The organism is Streptomyces sp. BYX5S (assembly GCF_054724165.1).
This window is the reverse complement of the sequence record NZ_CM138829.1, coordinates 7,030,027-7,053,506: the sequence shown is the minus strand read 5'-3', so window position 1 is coordinate 7,053,506 and position 23,480 is coordinate 7,030,027. Positions and strand designations below refer to the sequence as shown.

Here is a 23,480-nt window from a genome sequence, read left to right as displayed (position 1 = left end):
GGCTCCCTCTCATCTCCGGGCCGCCTGTCGCACGTCCCGCCGCGCTGTCGGTGCCGTGGGGCAGGATGGACCGGATGAGCAAGGAGAGCGAACCGGCGGGAGAGCTTCCGGAGTACGCGGAGCGGGTCCTGGACGTCGCGGAGTCGATCCCGCGCGGGCGGGTCATGACGTACGGGGACGTGGCCGAATGGCTGGAGGAGGGCGGGCCGCGCCAGGTGGGGCGGGTGATGGCCCTCTACGGAGGCGCCGTTCCGTGGTGGCGTGTAGTGCGTGCGGACGGGCAGCTGCTGCCGGGCAACGAACTGCGCGCGCTGGACCACTACCGGGAGGAGGGCACGCCCCTGCGTGAGGCTTCCCGCGCCGCCGAGGGCCACGTGCCGCGTCTCGACATGAGGCGTGCGCGGTGGGACGGCCGAGCAGATGCGGAAGCTCACAGTTGACAGCTTCGGCCATCCCGCGCGCGGGTGGGGTACCGATGGCGCGTATGGGGGAAACGGGGCACGAGGGGCACTTCGGCGCTCCCGCGTCCGTTGGTGAGACCGGGCACATTCGCGTACGAGGGAACGCGGGAGAGGCGCCGGAAGCCCGGCTTCCGCCACACTCGACGGCGTAGCGTCGACGGCACCGTCGATGACAGCCACCTCCTTCACCCCATGGCCACCGCTTCGCGCGGACGGGCCTTCGACCACCAGCACACCCACCAGGACCAGCGATCCACGTGAGCTCCTCCTCGTCCACCCGGCACCTGTCGCAGCACCAGGTTCGACAGGGGCTCCCCGGTGCGTACCGACTGGTGCGTACCCCGCCGGCCCAGGTGGACCCCCCTCGTCTGGACGCACCACAGCGTGCGGTGGTTGACCACGCCCACGGACCGCTCCTCGTCCTCGCGGGTCCCGGCACCGGCAAGTCCACGACTCTGGTGGAGGCGGTCTCGGCGCGCGTCGCCAAGGGCGTCGACCCCGAGCGCATCCTGGTGCTCACGTTCAGCCGGAAGGCCGCGGTGGAACTGCGCGACCGGATGGCGCAGCGCATAGGGGCCGCGCACGCCCCGCAGGCGACGACGTTCCACTCGTTCTGCTACGCGCTGGTCCGCGCCCACCAGGACGCCGAACTCTTCGTGGAGCCCCTGCGGCTGCTGTCGGGCCCCGAACAGGACGTCGCCGTACGGGAGCTGCTCGCCGGACAGATCGACCTGGAGCAGGCCGGGCTCGGGCACGTGCGCTGGCCCGACGAGCTGCGCGCGTGCCTCACCACGCGCGGCTTCGCCGACGAGGTGCGCGCCGTCCTCGCCCGAAGCCGTGAACTGGGCCTGGGACCCGCCGCCCTGGACGCCTTCGCGCGCCGCATCGGCCGCCCGGACTGGCGGGCCGCCGCCACCTTCCTCGCCGAGTACCTCGACGTCCTCGACGCCCAGGGCGTGCTCGACTACGCGGAACTGGTGCACCGGGCCGTGCTCCTGGCGCGCCGCACGGAGGTCGCGGACCGGCTCGCCGCGCAGTACGACGCCGTGTTCGTCGACGAGTACCAGGACACCGACCCCGCTCAGGTGCGGCTGCTGCACGCGCTCGCGGGCGGGGGCCGCACCCTGGTCGCCTTCGGCGACCCGGACCAGTCGATCTACGCGTTCCGGGGCGCGGACGTGAACGGAATCCTGGGTTTCCGCGAGGACTTCCCGCGCGCGGACGGCACCCCCGCCCCGGTCGAAGTGCTCACCACGTCCCGGCGTTCCGGCGCCCGCCTGCTGGAGGCGACCCGCCGCATCACCCAGCGGATGCCGCTGTCCCGGCTGCCCGCGCACAAGGTGCGCGCCCACCGTGAGCTGACGCCCGTGCGCGACGGGGGCCGCACCGAGGTCTACACGTACCCGACGCCCGGCACGGAACTCGACAACATCGCGGACATCCTGCGCCGCGCCCACCTGGAGGACGGCGTCGCCTGGAGCGACATGGCCGTCCTCGTGCGCGCGGGCACGCACAGCATCCCGGCGGCGCGGCGTGCGCTCACGGCGGCCGGTGTCCCCCTCGACATCGACGGCGACGACCTGCCGCTGCGCCACGAGCCGGCCGTCACCCCGCTGCTGACCGCCCTCAAGGCGGTGGCGCGGGCCGACGGCCCCGAAGAGGAGTGCTGGCTCGACACCGAGACGGCCCTCGACCTGCTGGCCTCGCCGCTCGCCAGCATGGACACGGCGGATCTGCGCCGCCTGGGGCGCGCGCTGCGCGAGGAGGAGCGCGCGGCCGGGAACGCGCTGCCGCCGCCCTCGGACGATCTGCTCGCCCGCGCCCTCGCCGAGCCCGAGCGGCTCGCCCTGCACGACCCCGTCTACGCGCGCGGGGCACAGCGTCTCGGTGCGCTCCTCGCGGCCACCCGCGCGAAGCTCGCCGCCGGAGGCACCGCCGAGGAAGCCCTCTGGGAGCTGTGGAACGGCACCCCCTGGCCGAACCGGCTCGAGCGCGCCGCCCGCAGAGGCGGCGCGGCCGGACGCAACGCGGACCGTGACCTGGACGCCGTCTGCGCCCTGTTCGCCGTCGCCTCGCGCGCGGAGGAGCGCACCGGGGGCCGGGGCGCCCGCAACTTCCTGGAGGAGTTGGAGGCCCAGGACATCGCGGCCGACACCCTCGCCGGACGGGCCGTGCGCCCCGACGCCGTCCGCCTGATGACGGCGCACCGCTCCAAGGGCCTGGAGTGGCGGCTCGTCGTCGTCGCGGGCGTCCAGGAGGGGCTCTGGCCCGACCTGCGGCGCCGCGGCTCGCTCCTGGAGGCCGACCGCATCGGCCGCGACGGCCTCGCCGAACCCCTCACCCCCGGAGCGCTGCTCGCCGAGGAACGACGCCTGTTCTACGTCGCCGCCACGCGCGCGCGGGAGCGCCTCGTGGTCACCGCCGTGAAGGCGCCCGCGGACGACGGCGACCAGCCGTCCCGCTTCCTGACCGAGCTGGGCGTGGAACCCAAGGACGTCGCCGGACGCCCCCGCCGCCCGCTGTCGGTGGCCGCGCTCGTGGCCGAACTGCGCGCCACGACGGTCGACCCGCGCGTCTCCGAAGGGCTGCGCGAGGCTGCCGCGCGCCGCCTCGCACGGCTCGCGGCCCTCAGCGACGACGACGGCCGACCGCTCGTGCCGTCCGCCCATCCGTACCGCTGGTGGGGCATGTACGAGCCGACCGAGAGCAAGGTGCCGCTGCGCGACCGGGACAAGCCTGTGGTGCTCTCCGGCAGCGCCCTCGACCAGCTGGCCAACACCTGCGCCCTGCAGTGGTTCCTCGGCCGCGAGGTGAAGGCCGACGCGCCCGCGACCGCGGCCCAGGGCTTCGGCAACGTCGTGCACGTCCTGGCCGACGAGGTCGCCTCCGGGCGCACACCCGCCGACCTGGCCGTCCTCATGGAGCGCCTCGACTCCGTGTGGGACTCCCTCGCCTTCGACGCGCCCTGGAAGTCGGCCCAGGAGAAGGAGAACGCGCGCGCCGCGCTGGAGCGTTTCCTCCAGTGGCACGTCATGGACCGCGGGGGCCGCACCCCCGTCGCCAGCGAGCACGACTTCGACGTGACGCTCGAAGCGGGCTCCTACGAAGTACGCATCCGCGGCTCCATGGACCGCGTGGAGCGCGACGCCGAGGGCCGCGCCTACGTGGTCGACTTCAAGACCGGCAAACAGGCGCCGAGCGCCGCGGAGGTCGCCCGCCACCCGCAGCTCGCCGTGTACCAGCTCGCCGTCAACGAAGGCGTGGTCGACGAGGTCTTCGACGGCGCCAGGCCGCACCCCGGTGGCGCCGAACTGGTGCAGCTGCGCCAGGGCGCCCCCAAGAAGGACGGCGGCGAGACCCTGCCGAAGGTGCAGGCGCAGGAGCCCCTCGAAGGCGAATGGGTCGGCGATCTCCTCGCCACCGCGGCCGGCAAGGTCCTCGACGAACGCTTCACGCCGACCGCCGGACAGCACTGCACCCACTGCGCCTTCCGCGCCTCGTGCAGCGCGCGCCCGGAGGGCAAACACGTGGTCGAGTGACGTGCGCCTCCACTGAGGCCGAACGGGACGGCGCTGTCAGTGGTGCCGGTTAGCCTCGATGAGGTGACCACGCGCCTCACCGATCCCGAGCAGCTCAAAGAGCTCCTCGGCATCCCGTTCACCCCGGAGCAGACGGCCTGCATCACCGCGCCGCCCGCCCCGCAGGTGATCGTGGCCGGAGCGGGCTCCGGGAAGACGACGGTGATGGCCGCGCGCGTCGTCTGGCTGGTCGGCACCGGGCAGGTCGCCCCCGAGCAGGTCCTCGGTCTGACGTTCACCAACAAGGCGGCGGGCGAGCTGACGGAGCGCGTCCGCAAGGCCCTGATCAAGGCGGGCGTCACCGACCCCGACACCCTCGACCCGGACAACCCCCCGGGCGAGCCCGTGATCTCCACGTACCACTCCTTCGCGGGCCGCCTGCTGACCGACCACGGCCTGCGCCTCGGGCTCGAACCCACGACGCGGCTGCTCGCCGACGCCACCCGCTTCCAGCTCGCCGCGCGCGTGCTGCGCGAAGCGCCCGGCCCGTATCCCGCCCTCACGCGCTCCTTCGCCGACCTCGTCAGCGACCTGCTGACCCTCGACGGCGAGCTGGCGGAACACCTCGTACAGCCGGGCCGACTGCGCGCCTGGGACCAGGGGCTGCTGCGCACCCTCGAAGGCGTCAAGCTCAGCAACGCGGACCTGCGCAAGGTGCCCGAGGCGGCCGCCGCGCGGCTGGAGCTCGCCGAGCTCGTGGGGCACTACCGAGAGGCCAAGCGCACGCGGGACCTCCTCGATTTCGGCGACCAGATCGCCCTGTCGGCGACGCTCGCCGACACCCGGCCCGAGGTCGGCGAGATCCTGCGCGACGAGTTCCGCGTCGTCCTGCTCGACGAGTACCAGGACACCTCCGTGGCCCAGCGGATCCTCCTCGCCGGCCTCTTCGGCGGCGGAACGGGGCACGCGGTGACCGCGGTCGGCGACCCCTGCCAGGCGATCTACGGATGGCGCGGCGCCTCCGTCGCCAACCTCGACGACTTCCCGAGCCACTTCGCGTACGCGGACGGGCGCCCGGCGACCCGCTTCGCGCTCAGCGAGAACCGCCGCAGCGGCGGCCGCCTCCTCGACCTCGCCAACGGGCTCGCGGAGCCGCTGCGGGCGATGCACGCGGGAGTGGAGGCCCTGCGGCCCGCCCCCGGGGCCGAGGCGGACGGCGTGGTGCGCTGCGCCCTCCTGCGCACGCACAGCGAGGAGATCGACTGGCTCGCCGACTCCATCGGCCACCTCGTCGCCACGGGCACGGCGCCCGCGGAGATCGCCGTTCTGTGCCGCACCGCGACCGACTTCGCCGAGATCCAGGGCGCTCTGGTCGCCCGTGACATCCCCGTCGAAGTGGTCGGCCTCTCCGGCCTGTTGCACCTCCCGGAGGTCGCCGACCTGGTCGCCGTGTGCGAGGTCCTCCAGGACCCCGGCGCCAACGCCTCCCTCGTACGGCTGCTGACCGGCCCGCGCTGGCGCATCGGCCCGCGCGACCTCGCCCTCCTCGGGCGCAGGGCACGCTTCTTGGTCTCCCACGCGCGCGGGGGAGCGGACGACGACCCCGACCGGCGCCTGGCGGAGGCCGTCGAGGGGGTCGATCCCTCCGAGGTGATATCGCTGGCGGACGCGCTCGACACATTCCTGGAGACCTCGATCGAGGCCGACGAGGACGACGACGGGCTGCCGTTCTCCCCGGACGCGCGGGTGCGCTTCGCCCGCCTCGCCACCGAACTGCGCGAGCTGCGCCGCTCCTTGTCCGACCCCCTCATGGACGTGCTGCACCGCGTTCTCGCGGTCACCGGCCTGGAGGTCGAACTCTCCGCGTCCCCGCACGCGTTGGCGGCGCGGCGGCGCGAGACGCTGTCCAACTTCCTGGACATTGCCGCCTCCTTCGCGGCCAACGACGGCTCCGCGACCCTGCTCGCCTTCCTCGGTTTCCTGCGCACCGCGGCGCAGTACGAGAAGGGCCTCGACAACGCCCTGCCCGGCGGCGAGAACACGGTGAAGGTGCTCACCGCCCACAAGTCCAAGGGCCTGGAATGGGACGTCGTCGCCGTCCCCGGACTCGTCAACGGCACGTTCCCGAGCGCGCAGGGCCGCGAGAAGTGGACGGCGCAGGCCAAGGTCCTGCCCCACGAACTGCGCGGTGACCGTGCGACGCTGCCCGACATCGAGACGTGGGACTCCAGGGGCATGAAGGCCTTCCACGCCGACATGAAGGACCACCAGCACACCGAGGAACTGCGCCTGGGCTACGTCACGTTCACGCGTCCGCGCTCGCTGCTGCTCGGCTCCGGGCACTGGTGGGGGCCGTCCCAGAAGCGCAAGCGCGGCCCCTCGGACTTCCTCCAGGCGCTGTACGAGCACTGCGCCGCCGGTCACGGCGAGATCGAGGCATGGGCGGACGAACCTGCGGACGACGAGGAGAACCCGGCGCTCCACGAGGACGCCGCCGAGCACGCCTGGCCGCTGCCGCTGGACGAGGCGGCCCGCGCCCGCCGCCGGACCGCCGCCCACACGGTCCTCGCCCACCTGGAGCGCGTCGCCGGCTCCGAGACCGCGCACACGCACGCGCAGACCCACCCGGCCGCACTCGAGGAACCGCCCTTCGAGGACCCCGACTGGCCGCCGCCCGAGGACGACGAACCTCCGTACGACCCGTACGAGGACGGCTACGTCCCGGACGAGGGCGAGGACGCCCCCTACGACGACGGACGCGATCCGTACGCGGACGACGCGGCACTGGCCGACGACCACGCGCGCGTACCCGAGCCCACGACCGCGCGGGTCCCCGAGCCCGCAGCCGCCCACGCGCCCGAGCACGGCCAGCCGGCCCCCGCCGTTCCACACCCCGCCCCGGCCCCGGAGGCGGAGCTCACGCCCGAGGAGGCGCGCACCATCGCGTCCTGGGACCGCGACCTGGAGGCACTGAGCGGGGAGCTGCTGCGCGCCCGCACCGCCGTGCGCGACGTCCCGGTCCCGCACACGCTCACCGCTTCCCAGCTGCTGCGGATGGCCGCCGACCCGGACGCCTTCGCCCAGGAGCTGGCCCGCCCCATGCCCCAGCCGCCGCAGCCCGCGGCCCGCAGGGGCACCCGGTTCCACGCCTGGGTCGAGGCCCGCTTCGAGGAGCTGCGGCTGCCGATGCTCGACCCCGAGGAGCTGCCCGGCAGCGATGCCGAGATCGAGGACGAGCGGGACCTGGAGGCGCTCAAGGAAGCCTTCGAACGCACCCCGTACGCCCACCGCACGCCCTACCGGGTCGAGCTGCCGTTCCAGCTGGCCCTCGCGGGCCGCGTGATTCGCGGCCGTATCGATGCCGTCTACAAGAACGGTGAGGGCGACGGGGCGACGTACGAGATCGTGGACTGGAAGACGGCCCACAGGCGGTCGGCCGACCCGCTCCAGCTGGCCGTCTACCGGCTGGCCTGGGCCGAGCTGCGGGGCGTGCCCCTGGAGGCGGTGAGCGCCGCCTTCGTGTACGTACGCACCGGTGAGACGGTCCGGCCGCGCCGACTGCCGGGCCGGGAGGAGCTGGAACGGCTGCTCGCGGGGGAGTCGCAGGAGCCGGCGCAGTCCGCGGAGGAACCGCCGGACGAGCATGTTCGGGCGGGCGGATAGGCTCGTGACCATGAGCAAGCCCGTTGACAATGCCGTCAGCACCGTCCGTGCGTACGTCGAGAACCACCGTGAGGCGTTCCTCGACGACCTCGCCGCGTGGCTGCGGATCCCGTCCGTGTCCGCCCAGCCCGTCCACGCGCCCGACGTGCGGCGCAGCGCCGACTGGCTCGCCGCGAAACTGGCCGGGACGGGCTTCCCCACCACGGAGGTGTGGGAGACGCCGGGCGCCCCCGCCGTGTACGCCGAATGGCCCTCGGGCGACCCCGAGGCCCCCACCGTCCTCGTCTACGGCCACCACGACGTGCAGCCGGCCGCCCGCGAGGACGGCTGGGACACCGACCCCTTCGAGCCGGTCGTCGTCGGAAACCGCCTCCACGCGCGCGGGGCGGCCGACGACAAGGGGCAGGTGTTCTTCCACACCCTCGGCGTGCGCGCCCACCTGGCCGCGACCGGCCGCACGGCCCCCGCGGTCAACCTCAAGTTCCTGATCGAGGGCGAGGAGGAGTCGGGCTCCCCGCACTTCCGCGCGCTCGTGGAGGAGCGCAAGGAGCGACTGGCCGCGGACGCGGTGATCGTCTCCGACACCGGTATGTGGTCCGAGGACACCCCCACGGTGTGCACCGGCATGCGCGGCCTCGCCGACTGCGAGATCGAGCTGTACGGGCCCGACCAGGACATCCACTCCGGTTCGTTCGGCGGCGCCGTCCCGAACCCGGCGACCGTGGCCGCCCGCCTCGTGGCAGCTCTGCACGACGAGCACGCGCGCGTGGCCGTACCCGGCTTCTACGACGGCATCGTGGAGCTCACCGACCGGGAGCGCGAGCTCTTCGCGGAGCTTCCGTTCGACGAGGAGCAGTGGCTGCGCACGGCGAAGTCCCGGGCCACCCACGGAGAGGCCGGGCACAGCACCCTGGAGCGGATCTGGGCCCGCCCCACGGCCGAGGTCAACGGGATCGGAGGCGGCTACCAGGGCCCCGGCGGCAAGACGATCGTGCCGTCCTCCGCGATGCTCAAGCTCTCCTTCCGGCTGGTCGCCGGGCAGGACCCGGACCACATCGAGAAGGCCGTCACCGACTGGGTCGCCGAGCAGCTGCCCGCCGGGATCCGGCACACGATCACCTTCGGGGCCGCGACCCGCCCCTGCCTCACGCCGCTCGACCACCCGGCACTGAAGTCCGTCGTCCGCGCCATGGGGCAGGCCTTCGAGCAGAAGATCCGCTTCACGCGCGAGGGCGGCTCGGGCCCCGCGGCCGACCTCCAGGACGTCCTCGACGCCCCGGTGCTCTTCCTGGGGATCTCCGTGCCGTCCGACGGCTGGCACGCCCCCAACGAGAAGGTCGAACTCGACCTCCTCATGAAGGGCGTCGAAACAACCGCCTACCTCTGGGGCGATCTCGCGGAGAGCTGGGCAGATGCACACTGACTGAGGCACCCGCACCCACCTCGCCGAACCGCCCGCCGAACCACCCATCTTCACCGGGGGAGTTGGAAGCACTCGTGACCACCTGGACCGACCGAACCGCCGACCTCGCCGCAACGCGACCTCTCTCGCTCGCCGCGCCGAGCGGAATCGACCGCGCGGCTCACCACCGCCTCGACGAGGCCTGGCTCGCCGCCGCCTGGAGCCACCCCACGACCCGCGTCTTCGTGGTCTCCGGTGGTCAGGCGCTGATCGACGAGACACCGGACGGCCGGACGGAACTGGTCATGACCCCGGCCTTCGAGGCCCCCCTCACCGAGGCCCACCGCTACTTCCTGGGCACCGACGAGGACGGCGTCAGCTACTTCGCGCTCCAGAAGGACACGCTTCCCGGGCGGATGGACCAGTCGGCCCGGCCGGCCGGACTGCGCGAGGCGGGCATGCTCCTGTCGCAGCGCGACGCGGGCCTCATGGTGCACGCCGTCGCCCTGGAGAACTGGCAGCGCCTGCACCGTTTCTGCTCCCGCTGCGGCGAACGCACCGTCATCGCCGCCGCGGGCCACATCCGCCGCTGCCCGGCCTGCGGGGCCGAGCACTACCCGCGCACCGACCCGGCCGTGATCATGGCCGTGACGGACGAGCAGGACCGCATCCTGCTCGGCCGCCAGGTGCACTGGCCCGAAGGCCGCTTCTCGACGCTCGCGGGCTTCGTCGAGCCCGGCGAGTCCATCGAGCAGTCGGTGCGGCGCGAGGTCTTCGAGGAAGCGGGCGTCGTCGTCGGGGACGTCGAGTACGTCGCCAGCCAGCCCTGGCCGTTCCCCTCCAGCCTGATGCTCGGCTTCATGGCGCACGCCACGTCCTTCGACATCAACGTGGACGGTGACGAGATCCACGAGGCGCGCTGGTTCTCCCGCGAGGACCTGACGGCCGCCTTCGACTCCGGCGAGGTCATGCCGCCCTACGGGATCTCGATCGCGGCCCGGCTGATCGAGCTCTGGTACGGCAAGCCCCTGCCGAAGCCCAGCGACGCGCTCTGAGCGACCGACAAAGGCCCTGAACAGCGCAGAGCCCCCGTACCCGTGAAGGGGCGGGGGCCGTTCGCTCGGGGCCCGGCGGTTCAGGCCGCCATGGCCTGCTTGACCTGGGCCAGCGACGGGTTCGTCATGACCGACTCGGCGCCGCCCTCGGACACCACGAGGAGCGTGGGGACCGTCTGGTTCCCGCCGTTCGCCTTCTCGACGAAGGCCGCGGACTCCGGGTCGTGCTCGATGTTGATCTCGGTGTAACCGATGCCCTCACGGTCCATCTGCTTCTTCAGCCGCTGGCAGTAGCCGCACCACGTGGTGCTGTACATCGTCACAGTGCCCGGCATGTCCTCGCGCTCCTTCGGTGGCTGGGGTGCGTGTTCGCAATCAGTCGAACGTACGCGACCGGGCGACCATTCCCGCACGTCGGGCGCATTAGTACGACGAGTGGGCGCCACCTGTGGACAACGCGACGCACCCGTCCCTGGAGACCTGGCAGCATGGCGGGGTGACAGCAGCAACGCACTCCACCCTGTTCCCGCAGGTCCCGGAATCTGCCGACGCGGTGCTCGACGGGCTCGACCCCGAGCAGCGCGCCGTGGCGACGGCCCTGCACGGTCCGGTGTGCGTGCTCGCCGGCGCGGGCACGGGCAAGACGCGGGCGATCACCCACCGCATCGCCTACGGCGTCCGTGCCGGGATCCTCCAGCCCAACACCGTGCTCGCCGTCACGTTCACCAACCGCGCCGCGGGCGAGATGCGCGGCCGGCTCAGGCAGCTCGGCGCGGCGGGGGTGCAGGCCCGCACCTTCCACTCCGCGGCCCTGCGTCAGCTCCAGTTCTTCTGGCCCAAGGCGGTCGGCGGGGAACTGCCCCGGCTCGTCGACCGCAAGATCCAGCTCGTCGCCGACGCCGCGGCCGCCTCCCGCCTGCGCCTGGACCGCGGAGAGCTGCGCGACGTGACCGCGGAGATCGAGTGGTCCAAGGTCACCCAGACCGTCCCCGGCGACTACGCCGCGGCGGCGCACAAGGCGGGCCGGGAGTCGCCCCGGCACCCCGCTGAGATCGCCCAGATCTACTCCGCGTACGAGACCCTCAAGCGGGACCGCTCCGTCATCGACTTCGAGGACGTCCTGCTGCTCACCGTCGGCATCCTCCAGGACCGGCAGGACATCGCCGATCAGGTCCGCGCCCAGTACCAGCACTTCGTCGTCGACGAGTACCAGGACGTCAGCCCGCTCCAGCAGCGCCTCCTCGACCTGTGGCTCGGCGAGCGCGACAGCCTCTGCGTCGTCGGCGACGCCAGCCAGACGATCTACTCCTTCACCGGCGCCACCCCCGACCACCTGCTGAACTTCCGCACCCGCCACCCGAGCGCCACCGTCGTCAAGCTGGTCCGTGACTACCGCTCCACCCCCCAGGTCGTGCACCTGGCCAACGGAGTGCTGACCAGAGCCAGCGGGCGCGCCGCCGAGCACCGCCTGGAGCTGATCTCGCAGCGCGAGGCGGGCCCCGAGCCGACCTACGTCGAGTACGCCGACGAGCCCGCGGAGGCCGAGGGCGCCGCCCGCCGCATCAGGGAGCTGATCGACTCCGGGGTGTCCGCCGGCGAGATCGCGATCCTGTTCCGCACGAACGGGCAGTCCGAGATCTACGAGCAGGCCCTGGCCGACGCGGGCGTGCCCTACCAGCTGCGCGGTGCCGAGCGCTTCTTCGAGCGGGCCGAGGTCCGCAAGGCCCACCACGAGCTGCGCGCGGCCGCCCGCTTCGGGGACAACGACGCGGGTCTCGACGAGGCCGTGGATCTGCCCTCCCAGGTCAGAGCCGTGCTGTCCGGAGCGGGCTGGACCTCGGAGCCGCCCGCGGGATCCGGCGCGGTCCGGGACCGCTGGGAGTCGCTCGCCGCCATCGCCCGGCTCGCGGAGGACCTCGCGCGAGCCGAGCCCGCCGCGACGCTCAGCGCGTTCGTGGCGGAACTCGACGCGCGGGCGGCCGCGCAGCACGCCCCGACCGTGGAGGGCGTCACGCTCGCCTCGCTGCACGCCGCGAAGGGCCTTGAGTGGGACGCGGTGTTCCTGGTCGGCGTCGCCGAGGGCATGATGCCGATCACCTACGCCAAGACCGACGAGCAGATCGAGGAGGAGCGGCGCCTGCTGTACGTCGGGGTGACCCGCGCGCGGCGCCACCTCGGCCTCTCCTGGGCGCTGTCCCGCTCGCCCGGCGGCCGGCCGAACCGCAGGCCGAGCCGCTTCCTCGACGGGCTGCGACCGGGGTCGAAGGGCTCGGCGGGGCGCGGGGCGAGCGTGGGGCGCGGCGGCATCGAGTTCGGCACGCGCACGGGCACCCGCGAGCCGCTGGCCGGTGCGCGGCCCCGGGTGGACCGGAAGGTGGCGCGCTGCCGGGTGTGCGGGCGCACGCTCGAGGCCGCCGAGATGAAGCTGATGCGCTGCGAGGAGTGCCCGTCGGACATGGACGAGGGCCTGTACGAGCGCCTGATCGAGTGGCGGGGTCGCACGGCGGCCGACCTCGGGCAGCCCGCGTTCTGCGTCTTCACGGACAAGACCTTGATCGCCATCGCCGAGGCCGCCCCCGAGGACGCGGCCGACCTGTCCCGCATCCCGGGCGTCGGACGCCGGAAGTTTCGGACGTACGGATCCGACGTGCTGGCTATTTGCGCAGGTCAGGCGCTGGACGATCAGCCCGGGGGCGAGGATGTGGACGACTGATGCGAACTCGTCGAAAAAATAGTTTGCGCAGGCCCCAACAATCCCCATAGGTTCTTAATCACGAAAGCAGCGGCCTTCTCGAAGGCCCTGGTTCCGTGTTGTACTTGAAAGCCGTCGGACCGGTTCGCGCCGGTCCCAGAGACGCCGAGAGGAGGCGATTCCAGTGATCAGCATCAACGCCAGCTCCATCAGCACCGTCAAAATGACCGATCGCTCGGTCGTCGCTTCCTGCCTGCTCGGTTTCTCGAACCTGGGCACCGGTCTGTCTGGCGTCTCCGCCACGCGTCCGGAGTCCGTCCTGTCTCTCGCGGGTCTTCCCATTCGCGAGCGCAATGAGCGACCGACCAAGGCACCGGAAGCAGTAGCGACGGCACAGGCTCAGGCCTATGCCTTTGCAGCGGCCGGTGCCGGATTCCGGAAGCAGACGACGCAGCACCACACGATGTGGGCCTTCCGTGGGCTCGAACCCTGGAGTGATCCAGCCTGACGACGATCAGGCAGGCGCCTTCAGGGCCGCGGAACCCCATCCGGGATCCGCGGCCCTTCTGTTTTCCCGGAAGAGACAGCGATCTTCCGAGGAGCCAGAACCAAGGGGCCTCGGGACAAGAAAAGAACCCGGTACCACCGCCACCCGGCCTACCGGCCGGACGACCAGACGAGGAAAAAGACACCGTGCAACTCGAAGCGCACGCCCCGTCCGTACCGCCTTCAGGCCCTCTTTCGCCGCCCGTGTCCACGGAGGACTCCACCTTGAACCCGCTGACCGCGCTCACCGCGCTCGACGACGCCATCGAGAACCTCGACGTGCCCGTCCCCTGCCGTGCCTACGACCCCGAGGTCTTCTTCGCCGAGTCCCCGGCGGACGTCGAGTACGCCAAGTCCCTCTGCCGCACCTGCCCGCTGATGGAGGCCTGCCTCGCCGGCGCCAAGGAGCGGCGTGAGCCGTGGGGCGTCTGGGGCGGCGAGCTGTTCGTCCAGGGCGTTGTCGTCGCCCGGAAGCGGCCGCGTGGCCGCCCGCGCAAGAACCCGGTTGTGGCATGAACACCCCCGGAACGATCGACCGCCCCCTCACGCACGACCCCAAGAAGCAGGCCCCGATGAAGCCGTCCCCGAGCGAGCCCGCAGGCTCCGCGATCCCAGACTTCACCACCACCGGCGCGACCGACTCGTGCCAGAACAGGACCCGTCAGATGCAACTCGCACCAGAAGCCCTGGCTCGTGCGCATATGCACGAGAAGTTGCGTGAGGCCGAGAGCGAACGCCGGGCCTTGCGCCTGGCCGCCGCCCGCCGGATGCAGCGTCGCGCCGAGCGCGCGTCGATGCGTGCCCGGCGCGCGCTCGCCATGGCCGTCATGCAGTAACCCAGCCGTCGACACCGACTGATCGACGCCCGCCGCGACAGCGCGGCTGCTCCCTCGGGGGCCGGTCCCAGGCGGACCGGCCCCCGAGGTGCGTGGCGCCCGGCGTTCATCGGGTTGTGGAGTTATCGTCGCCGAGTGACGTCTCTTCCTGGCGGGGACTCCGCGCAGCACCCCGACCCTCGGCAGATCGTGTGCGCGCGCTGCGGCACGACAGCCCAGGAACCGCCGCTGACCTGGACCTTTTCCATCGAGGGTGGCATCCGGCGACACTTCTGCGACGCCTGCGCCCGGGAGAACATCCGGGCCATCGAAGGGCGGCTCGACTCGGACTGGTGGTGATCTGACCGACTGGCGGCAACGGGCCGAGTGGTGGTGATCAGGCCTCCGCGGCCGGCCAGTCCTCCGTCTCCGTCGGATCCTCGGCGACGAAGCCCGGCAGCCACATCTCCAGCTCGTCGCGGAGCCGCACGGTCGCGCCGAGCTGACACAGCACCCCGATCGTGCTGAGCGTCACCCGATGGATCAGCAGGTACGACGGCGGCAGGTTGAGCTGCTTGCCGAGCTGGTGGGCGGGGGAGCGGGGATCGGCTATCCGGGCCGCCTGATTGCGCATCCAGGACCGGGTGAAGGTGAACGCGTCGACGCGGGCCGGCTCGATGATCGGCAGCAGGTAGTCGAGGACCGCGTCCGGTTCCAGCTCGATCGACTCCCTGACGAAGCCCTCCTCGCAGAGCAGCTCGTAGACCGCCGCCGCCTCGCCGTCGAGCGTCCTGCGCAGGGAGGCGCCGATCGGCTCGGGCAGGCCGCCGGGCAGCCGGTCCACCGTGCCGAAGTCCAGGACGCCCAGCCGTAGGCCACCCTTCTCGTCCGGCAGCAGCCGGAAGTTGCCCGGGTGGGGGTCCGCGTGCAGCAGGCCCGTGCGCGCCGGGCCCGAGAACAGGAAGCGGGCCAGCAACTGCCCCGCACGGTCCCGTGTCTCCTGGCTCCCGCCGCCGATGACCTCGGCGAGCGGCGTTCCGTCCATCCACTCCGTCACCAGGACCTGCTCGGACTGGTGCACCACGCGGGGGATCACGACATCGGGATCGTCCTCGAACTCCTCCGCGTGCGCCTGCTGGGCCTGCGCCTCCAGCGCGTAGTCCAGCTCCTCCGACACCCGGTCGCGCAACTCGGAGATGAGCGGCTTGATGTCCATGCCCGGAATCAGCGGACCCAACAGGCGCGCGAACCGGCCCAGTTGGTTGAGGTCCGACAGCAACGCCTCGCCCGCGCCCGGGTACTGCACCTTCACGGCGACCTCCCGGCCGTCGTGCCACACGGCGCGGTGCACCTGTCCGATGGAGGCGGCGGCCGACGGCTTGTCCTCGAACTCCAGGAACAGCTCACGCCATTGCTCGCCGAGCCGCTCGTCGAGCACCGCGTGCACCGTGCGCGTCGGCATCGGAGGCGCGGCCTCCTGAAGCTTCGTCAGCGCCGCGCGGTACGGGCCCGCGACGTCCTCCGGCAGCGCCGACTCGAAGACGGACAGTGCCTGCCCGAACTTCATCGCCCCGCCCTTGAGTTCTCCGAGCACCTTGAACAGCTGCTCCGCCGTGCGCTGCTGCAGCTCTCGCCCGACGAGCTCGGCGGACTTGCCGCCGATGCGTCTGCCGATGCCCCACGTCGCCCGGCCCGCGAAGCCGATCGGCAGCGCTGCCAGCTTGGCGGTACGGGTAACCGCCTTCCGGGGAAGATCAGACATACACCCCTCCAAGTGCCGCACAGTCATGCCACGCATGCCCGGGTGCCGTAGGGCCGACAGCCATGGCTTACCCCGCCATTGTGTCGTGCGGCCCTTCCTGCACGGAGACCTCCTGCCCGTTACCTCTCTCACCCGCACCGCACGAGCACTCCGGATGGGGCCACACCGGCCGGGCGTGCCAGTCGAGCCCCGGAGCGGCCGCCTCCCAGCGCGCCCCCGTGCTCGACGGCAGCTCCCCGTCGAGAAAGGCCAGGGCGTGCGCCGCGGCGAGACCCGCCACGGCGACGGCCAGGCCCACGTCGCAGGCCTGCACCTGACGGCCGGCGCGCCCCGAGCCCCACTGGGCGAGCAGCCGGGGCCAGGTCGGATCGCGGTCCGTGCGGCCGAGCAGCAGACAGTGCGCGCAGCCCGTCCCGCCGGGCAGCACCAGGGGCCCGACCACGCCGGTGGCCTCGACCACCCCGGCGTAGAGATGGGGAATGCCGGTCGACACGAGGTCCTCCGCCGCTGCCGGGGTGGGGGAGTGGACCGCGAGCGCGTCGCGCGGGGCGATGACGACGAGCGAGAGCCGCGGCGCGTCGGGATCCGGTTCCGCGAGACGCGGGGCGGGCGCCGCGCGCCGGTCCGGGCGAGGCGGCCGGACCGGCGCCGCCGAGCGCGCCACGCGCCGCGCGGACACGTCCCGGCGCTCACCCACCGCCTCCACCGGATGCCCGCCCGGCGCCACGTCCCAGGGCTCCACGCATCCGCCGTCGCGCACCTCGACATGGCCGACGCCCGCGGAGGCGAGCACCGAGGCGACGAGCGCGCCCACCCGTCCGGCGCCTCTCACCTGGACCCGCATGGAGCGGCGGGCGGCCAGCCGCACCATCGCCTCCGCCGGTTCCGACGTCGTCACCGTCAGCGCCGCGTGATCGGGCCGGAGCCGGTCCATCACCCCCGCCCGCCTGCGCAGGTCCTCGGCGGGCGGACCGCCGCCCGTCGCGTCGTCGAGGAGCCCCGCCCCGCTCAGCCGCTCCAGGAGCGCGTCCACATGCCCGTCCGGGAGGCCCATCGTGCGCGCCTCGTCGCGCAGCAGTGGGACGCCGCGGGTGCCGTCGAGCAGGGTCAGGAAGCTGCCCGTCGCCGTGTCGACCGGGCCGAGCACCACCGCGTGCGCCGGTGTCAGGCCGAACTGCACCGTGTTCAGGTCGTGCCAGCCGCGCCGCAGGGCCGGCTTCAGGATCGGATGCATGACTGTTCCCCCGTGGTGTCCCCGTGCTTGCAGTGCCGACCGTGCTGTGCGGTGCCGGCCGTGCTGACCTGTGTCGCGCCCGCACCGTCCTCTCGTGCCCGCACCGTCCTCGTCGTGCCCGCACTGCCCTCGTGCCGAGTCGACGGCGTCGTCCCGTCGAGCGACACCGTCAGGATGCCCGGACCGTCGCGGTCGCGCGGAAAGTTGTCCACAGGCTGTGGGTGATGGTCGTACTAATCGGCGAGCGCGCCATGGGCACCGCACCGAAGACTTCCGGAGGCGGGACTTCCGCCCTGCACAGCGGGTAACGTCGGGGCGTGTCCGCCGACCCACTGCACCGTGCCACGAACACACAGCGCAGCACGACCAGCCCGCCCGCAGGCGGCCTGGGGGCGAGCGCCGTCGAGGTGCGCAGGAGCTCCCGGCGGCGCAGGACGGTCTCCGCCTACCGGGAGGGCGACCGCACCGTGGTGCTCATCCCCGCACGCATGTCGGAGGCCGAGGAGAAGCGCTGGGTGGGCGTCATGCTCGACAAGCTCGCCGCGCAGGAGAGCAAGCGGGTGCTGGGCGACGCCGAGCTGGCGGACCGCGCCGAGCGCCTGTCGGGCCAGTACCTGGAGGGCAAGGCCCGCCCCGCCTCGGTGCGCTGGGTCACCAATCAGAACACCCGGTGGGGTTCGTGCACGCCCGCGGAAGGCAGCATCAGACTCTCCCACCGCTTGCAGGGCATGCCCGAGTACGTCGTCGACTACGTACTCATCCACGAGCTGGCGCACCTGCTCGTCCCCGGCCACGGACCGCGGTTCTGGCGGCTCCTGGAGGCGTACCCGCGCACCGAGCGGGCGCGCGGCTACCTCGAAGGAGTGGTCGCGGCCGACCGCCTGCCGCACCTGCCCGCCACGCGCGGCGACTGATCTTCCCGATCCTCCCCAGGAAGAGCTTCTGTACCAGGGCTGTACCGACTTATCCCACTGTCGGAGTTTGCGGTTAGCCTGGCGCGACGCAATCACCATCGGGATGGGGGACGGTCGTTACGCATGGCCAGGGAATTCCAACGCGGCCACAAGGCCAAGATCAGTGACCTCACCGCGGGCACGGATCTGTACGTAGGTGTACAGATCACCGGTCCCGGACTGAGCTTCGACATCAGCTGCTTCGGCCTCGACGCCGAGGAACGGCTGTCCGACGACCGGTACTTCGTCTTCTTCAACCAGCCGAAGACGCCCGAGGAGTCCGTCCAGCTGCTCGGCGCGCAGGCCGGTGACACGGAGTCCTTCCGCGTCACCCTCGAGAAGATCCCCGCCCAGATCCAGAAGCTGTCGTTCACCGCGACCGTCGACGGCGCGGGCCAGATGTCGCAGATCGCCCCCGGGTACATCCGCATCGTCGCCGGTGGTGAGGAGGTCGCGCGGTATTCCTTCCACGGTGGCGAGTTCTCCACCGAGCGCGCGGTGATGCTGGGCGACTTCTACCTCAAGGACGTGTGGCGGTTCGCCGCGGTCGGACAGGGCTTCGACGGCGGCCTCGACGCGCTGCTGAAGAACTTCGGCGGCGAGGTCGCCGAGGAGGAGCCCGCCGCCGAGCCCGAGCAGGCCGCCGCACCCGGCTTCGCGGCTCCCGGTTTCGCGCCGCCCGCCCAGGCCTCCGAGCCGCCGGCCTTCGGGGCCCCGGCAGCGCCCGCCCCGCCCGCGCCCGAGCCGGCACCGCAGTTCGCCGCCCCGCCGCAGGCCCCCACGCCCCCGCCGGCCGCCGAGCCGCCGGTGCACACGGCGCCCACCATCGCGGCCCCGCTCGCCACATCGCCCGGCACGGTCCCGCCGCCCCCGACGCCGACCGCGCCGAGCCCGCAGGGCCAGCAGCCACCGCAGCAGCCGCAGTTCGGCCAGGTCCCCGGCCAGGGCAGCGCGCCGCTGCCGCCCGGCTACGGCCAGCAGCCGGGGACCCCGGCCGCACCGCAGGGTTTCGGCCAGCAGCCGCCGACGCCCCCCGGGCAGCCGGTCTTCGGCCAGGCCCCGGCCGCGCCCGGAGCCCCGCAGGGCATCCCGCAGCAGGCCGCCGCGCCGGGCGTCGCCGCCGCTCTGGAGAAGTACCGCGAGGCCCCCACGGGGCAGCGCTGGACGCCCCAGAACAAGAAGCTGATCCGTGTCGACCTCGGCGCGGGCGGCGATCAGCCCGTCCTCGCCCGCCAGGGCAGCATGGTGCTCTACCAGGGCAAGGTCGAGTTCAGCTACAAGGGCGCCGGGTTCGCCGGCCGCATCGTCGGCAACGCCACGGGCCAGGAGATGCAGCTGATGCGCTGCACCGGCCGCGGCCAGGTCTTCTTCGCGGAAGAGGCCACCCATCTGCACCCCATCGAGCTCCAGGGCGACGCGATCTGCGTCTCGGCCGAGAACGTCCTGGCGTTCGACGAGAGCCTCCAGCACGAGGTGCGCAGGATCGAAGGGCACGGCATCCCCGGAGGCGCCCTGTTCGTGCTCCAGTTCCAGGGCACGGGCACGGTCGTCGTGAAGACCCACGGCACGCCCGTCGTGCTGCCGGTGACGCCCACCACGTTCGCCGACTCCAACGCCGTCGTGGCCTGGTCCGCGGCCGCGCAGGTGATCGTCTCCAACCAGGTCCGCATGCGCCGCAACGCCTACCCCGGCGACAGTGGCGAGGGCGTCAACCTGCAATTCCGGGCCGCACCCGGCAACTTCATCGTCGTCCAGCCGTACGAGGTCTGAGGGAGCCCGTCATGAACCAGCCACTCGCGGGCTTCGCCCCGACCCCGGTCGCCGCACGCATGGAGAACCACGGCAACAACATGCTGAAGGTCGCCATGCAGACCGGCAACGACCTCTTCGCGCGCGTGGGCTCGATGATCGCCTACGAGGGCTTCGTCCAGTACGAGCCCAACCCGCCCGCCGTACGCCAGGTGGCCCGGGACTGGATCACCGGTGAGGGCGCGCCCCTCATGAAGTGCTCCGGCGACGGCCTGCTCTACCTCGCCGACTACGGCGCCGACGTCGTCGTCATCAACCTCGGCGGCGAGTCGATCTCCGTCAACGGCACCAACCTCCTCGCCTTCGACGCCCACCTCCAGTGGGGCGTGGAGCGCGTGAAGGGCCTCGCCAAGTTCACCGGGCAGGGCCTGTGGAACATCACGATCAGCGGTCAGGGATTCGTCGCCCTGACCTCGCGCGGCACCCCCATGGTGGTCGACTGCGGCCGAGGCGAGGACGAGACCTACGTGGACCCCGACGCGCTCATCGCCTGGTCGCCGAACCTGAAGGTGAAGGGCAAGCGCAGCTTCCGGGCGGCCTCGCTCATCGGGCGCGGCAGCGGAGAGGCCTACCAGATGGGCTTCTCCGGCGAGGGCATCGTCGTCGTCCAGCCCAGTGAGGACAGCACCGACCGTCTCCGAGCCCGGGGCTGAGGGGGAGCGAACACACCATGCAGAGCCCGCTTTTCGCACACACCGAGCAGCAGACCCAGGAGCGCTACGCGGTGCAGAACCCGCAGATGCTGCGGGTCACCCTGGAGGGCCACGACGACATCCTCGCCCGCAAGGGCGCGATGGTCGCCTACCAGGGACTGATGGAGTTCGACGGCGAGTACCAGTCGTCCGGCCAGCGGCGCGCCCGCGCGCACACCGGCGAGGGACTCAGCCTGATGCGCTGCCACGGCCAGGGCACCGTCTTCCTGGCGAACCTCGCCCAGTACATCCACGTAGTGGATGTCGAACAGGACGGGCTGACCGTCGACAGCAGCTACGTGCTGGCGATGGACTCGTCGCTGCACCACGAGGTCATCGCGGTGGACAGCCAGTTCGGCATCTCCGGCTCGGGCAAGTACCAGCTCAACATCACCGGGCGCGGCAAGGTCGCGCTGATGACCTCCGGCCAGCCGCTGATGCTTCAGGTCACGCCCGACCAGTACGTCAACGCCGACGCGGACGCCATCGTCGCCTGGTCCACCGGGCTTCGGGTGCAGATGCAGGCGCAGACGCATTCCTCGGGCGTCTGGCGGCGCCGGGGCAACACCGGCGAGGGCTGGGAGCTCAGCTTCATGGGCAGCGGTTTCGCGCTCGTCCAGCCCAGCGAGCTGCTGCCGCCGCAGAACGCGGCGATCGGCGGCGGTCTCGCCGCGCAGTACGGGATGGGCCAGCAGGGCGCCCGCGGCCAGAACCAGGGCAACGTCTGGAGCTGACGCTTCCATGAGCACACGTGTAAGGGGCGGTCGCCACGGCGACCGCCCCTTACACGTGCAGCTGTTCAGGACTCAGAGCCGAGCCCGCGTGGCCTCCACGAGACGGACGACGGACGTGTCGGCGACGTCCGCCACCTCGTCGTACGGGAACCAGCGCAGGTCCAGCGACTCGTCGCTGATGGCCTCCGTGGCGTCCGCCGGGGCGAGCGCCGCGTACTGCACGTCCAGGTGCTGGCTGCACGGGCCGGGGATCGGGTGCCGGTCCAGGCGGACCGGGCCGCCCGCGAGCAGCGTGAGGCCGGGGATGCCCGATTCCTCGGTCGCCTCGCGCAGGGCCGCGGCCGCGAGCGTCGCGTCGCCCGGCTCGCAGTGCCCGCCCATCTGGAGCCACATCCGCAGCTTCTTGTGGAGCGTCAGCAGCACGCGCCCGCGCTCGGGGTCGACCACCAGGGCGCTCGCCGTGATGTGCCCGGCGGTGCAGGGCTTCCACATCCCGGCGTCGCCGAAGGAGGCGAGGTGGTCCAGGTAGGCCTGGCGCAGGTCCGGCTGGTCCTCGTAGCCCTTGAGCACGAGGACCGTGTCGTCGTACAGGCTCACTTGCCGGAGTCGCCCTCGCCCTGGTCGCCGTCGCCCTTGTCGCCCCGGTCCTTGTCGTCCTCGCCCGCGCCGCCCTGGTCCTTCTTCAGGTTCGGCTTCTCGCCGGAGCCGCTCGCCGCCTCGCCGAGCATCTTGTCGATCTCGGAGAAGTCCAGCTGCTCGTCGCGGTGCACGAAGCCGTCCGGGTCGTCCAGGTCGGACGCCGTCGGCAGCATGTCCGGGTGCGCCCACAGGCCGTCCCGGCCGTCCACCCCGCGCGCGTCCGTGAGCGAGGCCCACAGGCGCGAGGCGTCCCGCAGCCGGCGCGGACGCAGCTCCAGGCCGATCAGCGTGGCGAACGTCTGCTCCGCCGGTCCACCGGTCGCACGGCGGCGGCGCAGCGTCTCACGCAGCGCGTCGGCGGACGACAGACGCGGCTTCGCGGCCGCGTGGACCACCGCGTCGACCCAGCCCTCGACGAGCGCCAGAGCCGTCTCCAGGCGGGCCAGGGCCGCCTTCTGCTCCGGCGTGTCCTCCGGCTGGAACATGCCCTGCTGGAGCGCTTCCTGGATCTGCTCCGGGTTCTGCGGGTCGAACTGGCCGACCACGTCCTCCAGCTTCGTGGTGTCGACCTTGATCCCGCGCGCGTACCCCTCGACGGCGCCGAACAGGTGCGAGCGCAGCCACGGCACGTGCGAGAACAACCGCTGGTGGGCGGCCTCGCGCAGCGCCAGGTAGAGGCGGACCTCCTCCTGGGGGACGCCGAGGTCCTTGCCGAACGCCTCGACGTTCAGCGGCAGCAGCGCGGCCTTGCCGGCCGGGGTCAGCGGCAGGCCGATGTCCGTGGACCCGACGACCTCGCCCGCGAGGACGCCGATGGCCTGCCCGATCTGCTGGCCGAACATGGCGCCGCCCATGGAGCGCATCATGCCGATCAGCGGGCCCGCCATGGCCTGCATCTCCTCGGGCAGCACGTCACCCATGGCCATGCCGACGCGCTCGGCGACCGGGTCGACGAGCTCCTTCCACACCGGGAGGGTCGCCTCGACCCACTCGGCGCGGCTCCAGGCGACCGACGAGTGCGCGCCCGAAGGCAGCGACGTCGCGTCGTCCAGCCACAGGTCGGCGAGGCGCACGGCGTCCTCGACGGCGGTGCGCTCCGCGGGGCCCACGCTGGTGTCCTTCACACCGTCCTGCGTGCCCTGCGAGACGGTCTGGCGGGCGATGTCCTTGGCCATGTCCCAGTTCACCGGGCCGCCCTCGTACGAGAGCATCTGGCCGAGCTGCTGGAACGCCGCCCCCAGGTCGTTCGGATTCATCGAGCCGAACATCGCCGCGAACGGGTTGTCCCCGCCCGCGCCACCCGGGCCGCCCGCGCCGGGCAGGCCCGGGAACCCGAATCCGAACGGGCCGGCCGGTCCCTGACCGCCACCGCCCTGCTGGTCCTTCTTCTTGCCCTCGTCGCCGTCTTCCGGCTCCTCCGGCGGAAGGCCGAAACCGAATGGGGTGTCACTCACGGGAATCCTCGGCTGGTTGGGCCGCCGGTTTCTGGGCCCGGCGGCGACTGC

At 72.5% G+C, this 23,480-nt stretch carries 19 protein-coding genes; 14 read left to right on the top strand and 5 right to left on the bottom strand.

Translation table 11 applies throughout. The features are described from left to right. The first annotated feature begins 74 nt into the window (after positions 1–74). The 5 genes from ACYBSK_RS31730 to nudC all read left to right on the top strand — a co-directional run bounded on the left by ACYBSK_RS31730 (position 75) and on the right by nudC (position 10,099). Complete coding sequence (locus ACYBSK_RS31730; RefSeq protein WP_460244154.1) at positions 75–440, top strand: MGMT family protein; 366 nt, start codon at positions 75–77, stop codon at positions 438–440. Between the two features lie 278 nt (positions 441–718). Then, on the top strand, positions 719–4,000 hold the full coding sequence (locus tag ACYBSK_RS31725) for an ATP-dependent helicase (protein ID WP_460244153.1): 3,282 nt from the start codon (positions 719–721) through the stop codon (positions 3,998–4,000). 63 nt (positions 4,001–4,063) lie between these two features. Beyond that, positions 4,064–7,642, top strand: a complete 3,579-nt coding sequence (locus tag ACYBSK_RS31720) for a UvrD-helicase domain-containing protein (RefSeq protein ID WP_460244152.1) — start codon at positions 4,064–4,066, stop codon at positions 7,640–7,642. Positions 7,643–7,652: 10 nt separating this feature from the next. Beyond that, complete coding sequence (locus tag ACYBSK_RS31715; RefSeq protein ID WP_460244151.1) at positions 7,653–9,065, top strand: dipeptidase; 1,413 nt, start codon at positions 7,653–7,655, stop codon at positions 9,063–9,065. Between the two features lie 74 nt (positions 9,066–9,139). Further along, positions 9,140–10,099, top strand: a complete 960-nt coding sequence (nudC, locus tag ACYBSK_RS31710) for an NAD(+) diphosphatase (RefSeq protein WP_457480684.1) — start codon at positions 9,140–9,142, stop codon at positions 10,097–10,099. Between the two features lie 80 nt (positions 10,100–10,179). On the opposite strand, the gene ACYBSK_RS31705 is transcribed toward nudC, so the two are convergent. Then, on the bottom strand, positions 10,180–10,434 hold the full coding sequence (locus ACYBSK_RS31705; protein ID WP_457480683.1) for a mycoredoxin: 255 nt from the start codon (positions 10,432–10,434) through the stop codon (positions 10,180–10,182). Between the two features lie 161 nt (positions 10,435–10,595). Between ACYBSK_RS31705 and ACYBSK_RS31700 the strand changes: the two genes are divergently transcribed. From ACYBSK_RS31700 to ACYBSK_RS31680, 5 genes are all read left to right on the top strand, one after another. After that, positions 10,596–12,812: an ATP-dependent DNA helicase UvrD2 gene (locus tag ACYBSK_RS31700; RefSeq protein ID WP_457480682.1), complete on the top strand. Its 2,217-nt coding sequence runs from the start codon at positions 10,596–10,598 to the stop codon at positions 12,810–12,812. 163 nt (positions 12,813–12,975) lie between these two features. After that, positions 12,976–13,299 carry a hypothetical protein gene (locus ACYBSK_RS31695; RefSeq protein ID WP_457480681.1) on the top strand — a complete coding sequence of 108 codons (324 nt, stop codon included), beginning with the start codon at positions 12,976–12,978 and terminating at the stop codon, positions 13,297–13,299. A 185-nt stretch (positions 13,300–13,484) separates the two neighbouring features. After that, entirely contained in the window at positions 13,485–13,853 is a 369-nt protein-coding gene (locus tag ACYBSK_RS31690; protein ID WP_399237289.1) for a WhiB family transcriptional regulator, read from the top strand. After that, positions 13,850–14,173: a hypothetical protein gene (locus tag ACYBSK_RS31685; RefSeq protein WP_460244150.1), complete on the top strand. Its 324-nt coding sequence runs from the start codon at positions 13,850–13,852 to the stop codon at positions 14,171–14,173. The genes ACYBSK_RS31690 and ACYBSK_RS31685 overlap by 4 nt, the downstream gene beginning before the upstream one ends. A 135-nt stretch (positions 14,174–14,308) precedes the next feature. Next, on the top strand, positions 14,309–14,512 hold the full coding sequence (locus ACYBSK_RS31680) for a hypothetical protein (RefSeq protein ID WP_460244149.1): 204 nt from the start codon (positions 14,309–14,311) through the stop codon (positions 14,510–14,512). A gap of 37 nt (positions 14,513–14,549) precedes the next feature. Here the strand turns inward: ACYBSK_RS31680 and ACYBSK_RS31675 are convergent, their stop codons facing one another. Continuing rightward, the gene (locus tag ACYBSK_RS31675; protein ID WP_457480677.1) at positions 14,550–15,914 is read right to left on the bottom strand and encodes an ABC1 kinase family protein; all 1,365 of its coding nucleotides are present in this window, start codon (positions 15,912–15,914) and stop codon (positions 14,550–14,552) included. Between the two features lie 67 nt (positions 15,915–15,981). After that, a complete protein-coding gene (locus ACYBSK_RS31670) occupies positions 15,982–17,148 on the bottom strand; it encodes a TOMM precursor leader peptide-binding protein (RefSeq protein WP_460244148.1) in 1,167 nt (388 codons plus the stop codon). 317 nt (positions 17,149–17,465) lie between these two features. On the opposite strand from ACYBSK_RS31670, the gene ACYBSK_RS31665 reads away from it, so the two are divergent. The 4 genes from ACYBSK_RS31665 (at position 17,466) to ACYBSK_RS31650 (ending at position 21,336) form a co-directional block, all read left to right on the top strand. Continuing rightward, a complete protein-coding gene (locus ACYBSK_RS31665) occupies positions 17,466–18,062 on the top strand; it encodes a M48 metallopeptidase family protein (RefSeq protein ID WP_457480675.1) in 597 nt (198 codons plus the stop codon). Positions 18,063–18,185: 123 nt separating this feature from the next. Continuing rightward, a complete protein-coding gene (locus ACYBSK_RS31660; protein WP_460244147.1) occupies positions 18,186–19,871 on the top strand; it encodes a TerD family protein in 1,686 nt (561 codons plus the stop codon). Positions 19,872–19,882: 11 nt separating this feature from the next. After that, the gene (locus ACYBSK_RS31655; RefSeq protein WP_457480673.1) at positions 19,883–20,563 is read left to right on the top strand and encodes an AIM24 family protein; all 681 of its coding nucleotides are present in this window, start codon (positions 19,883–19,885) and stop codon (positions 20,561–20,563) included. A gap of 17 nt (positions 20,564–20,580) precedes the next feature. Then, on the top strand, positions 20,581–21,336 hold the full coding sequence (locus ACYBSK_RS31650; RefSeq protein ID WP_457480672.1) for an AIM24 family protein: 756 nt from the start codon (positions 20,581–20,583) through the stop codon (positions 21,334–21,336). Between the two features lie 72 nt (positions 21,337–21,408). On the opposite strand, the gene ACYBSK_RS31645 is transcribed toward ACYBSK_RS31650, so the two are convergent. Next, entirely contained in the window at positions 21,409–21,933 is a 525-nt protein-coding gene (locus ACYBSK_RS31645) for an NUDIX hydrolase (protein ID WP_460244146.1), read from the bottom strand. Continuing rightward, the gene (locus tag ACYBSK_RS31640; RefSeq protein WP_460244145.1) at positions 21,930–23,429 is read right to left on the bottom strand and encodes a zinc-dependent metalloprotease; all 1,500 of its coding nucleotides are present in this window, start codon (positions 23,427–23,429) and stop codon (positions 21,930–21,932) included. The genes ACYBSK_RS31645 and ACYBSK_RS31640 overlap by 4 nt, the downstream gene beginning before the upstream one ends. Positions 23,430–23,480: the final 51 nt, after the last annotated feature.

Coding starts and splice junctions, on each gene's coding strand:
- ACYBSK_RS31675 (WP_457480677.1), bottom strand. CDS start 15,914: ATGTCTGATCTTCCCCGGAAGGCGGTTACCCGTACCGCCAAGCTGGCA.
- ACYBSK_RS31670 (WP_460244148.1), bottom strand. CDS start 17,148: ATGCATCCGATCCTGAAGCCGGCCCTGCGGCGCGGCTGGCACGACCTG.
- ACYBSK_RS31660 (WP_460244147.1), top strand. CDS start 18,186: ATGGCCAGGGAATTCCAACGCGGCCACAAGGCCAAGATCAGTGACCTC.
- ACYBSK_RS31655 (WP_457480673.1), top strand. CDS start 19,883: ATGAACCAGCCACTCGCGGGCTTCGCCCCGACCCCGGTCGCCGCACGC.
- ACYBSK_RS31685 (WP_460244150.1), top strand. CDS start 13,850: ATGAACACCCCCGGAACGATCGACCGCCCCCTCACGCACGACCCCAAG.
- ACYBSK_RS31650 (WP_457480672.1), top strand. CDS start 20,581: ATGCAGAGCCCGCTTTTCGCACACACCGAGCAGCAGACCCAGGAGCGC.
- ACYBSK_RS31730 (WP_460244154.1), top strand. CDS start 75: ATGAGCAAGGAGAGCGAACCGGCGGGAGAGCTTCCGGAGTACGCGGAG.
- ACYBSK_RS31705 (WP_457480683.1), bottom strand. CDS start 10,434: ATGCCGGGCACTGTGACGATGTACAGCACCACGTGGTGCGGCTACTGC.
- ACYBSK_RS31715 (WP_460244151.1), top strand. CDS start 7,653: ATGAGCAAGCCCGTTGACAATGCCGTCAGCACCGTCCGTGCGTACGTC.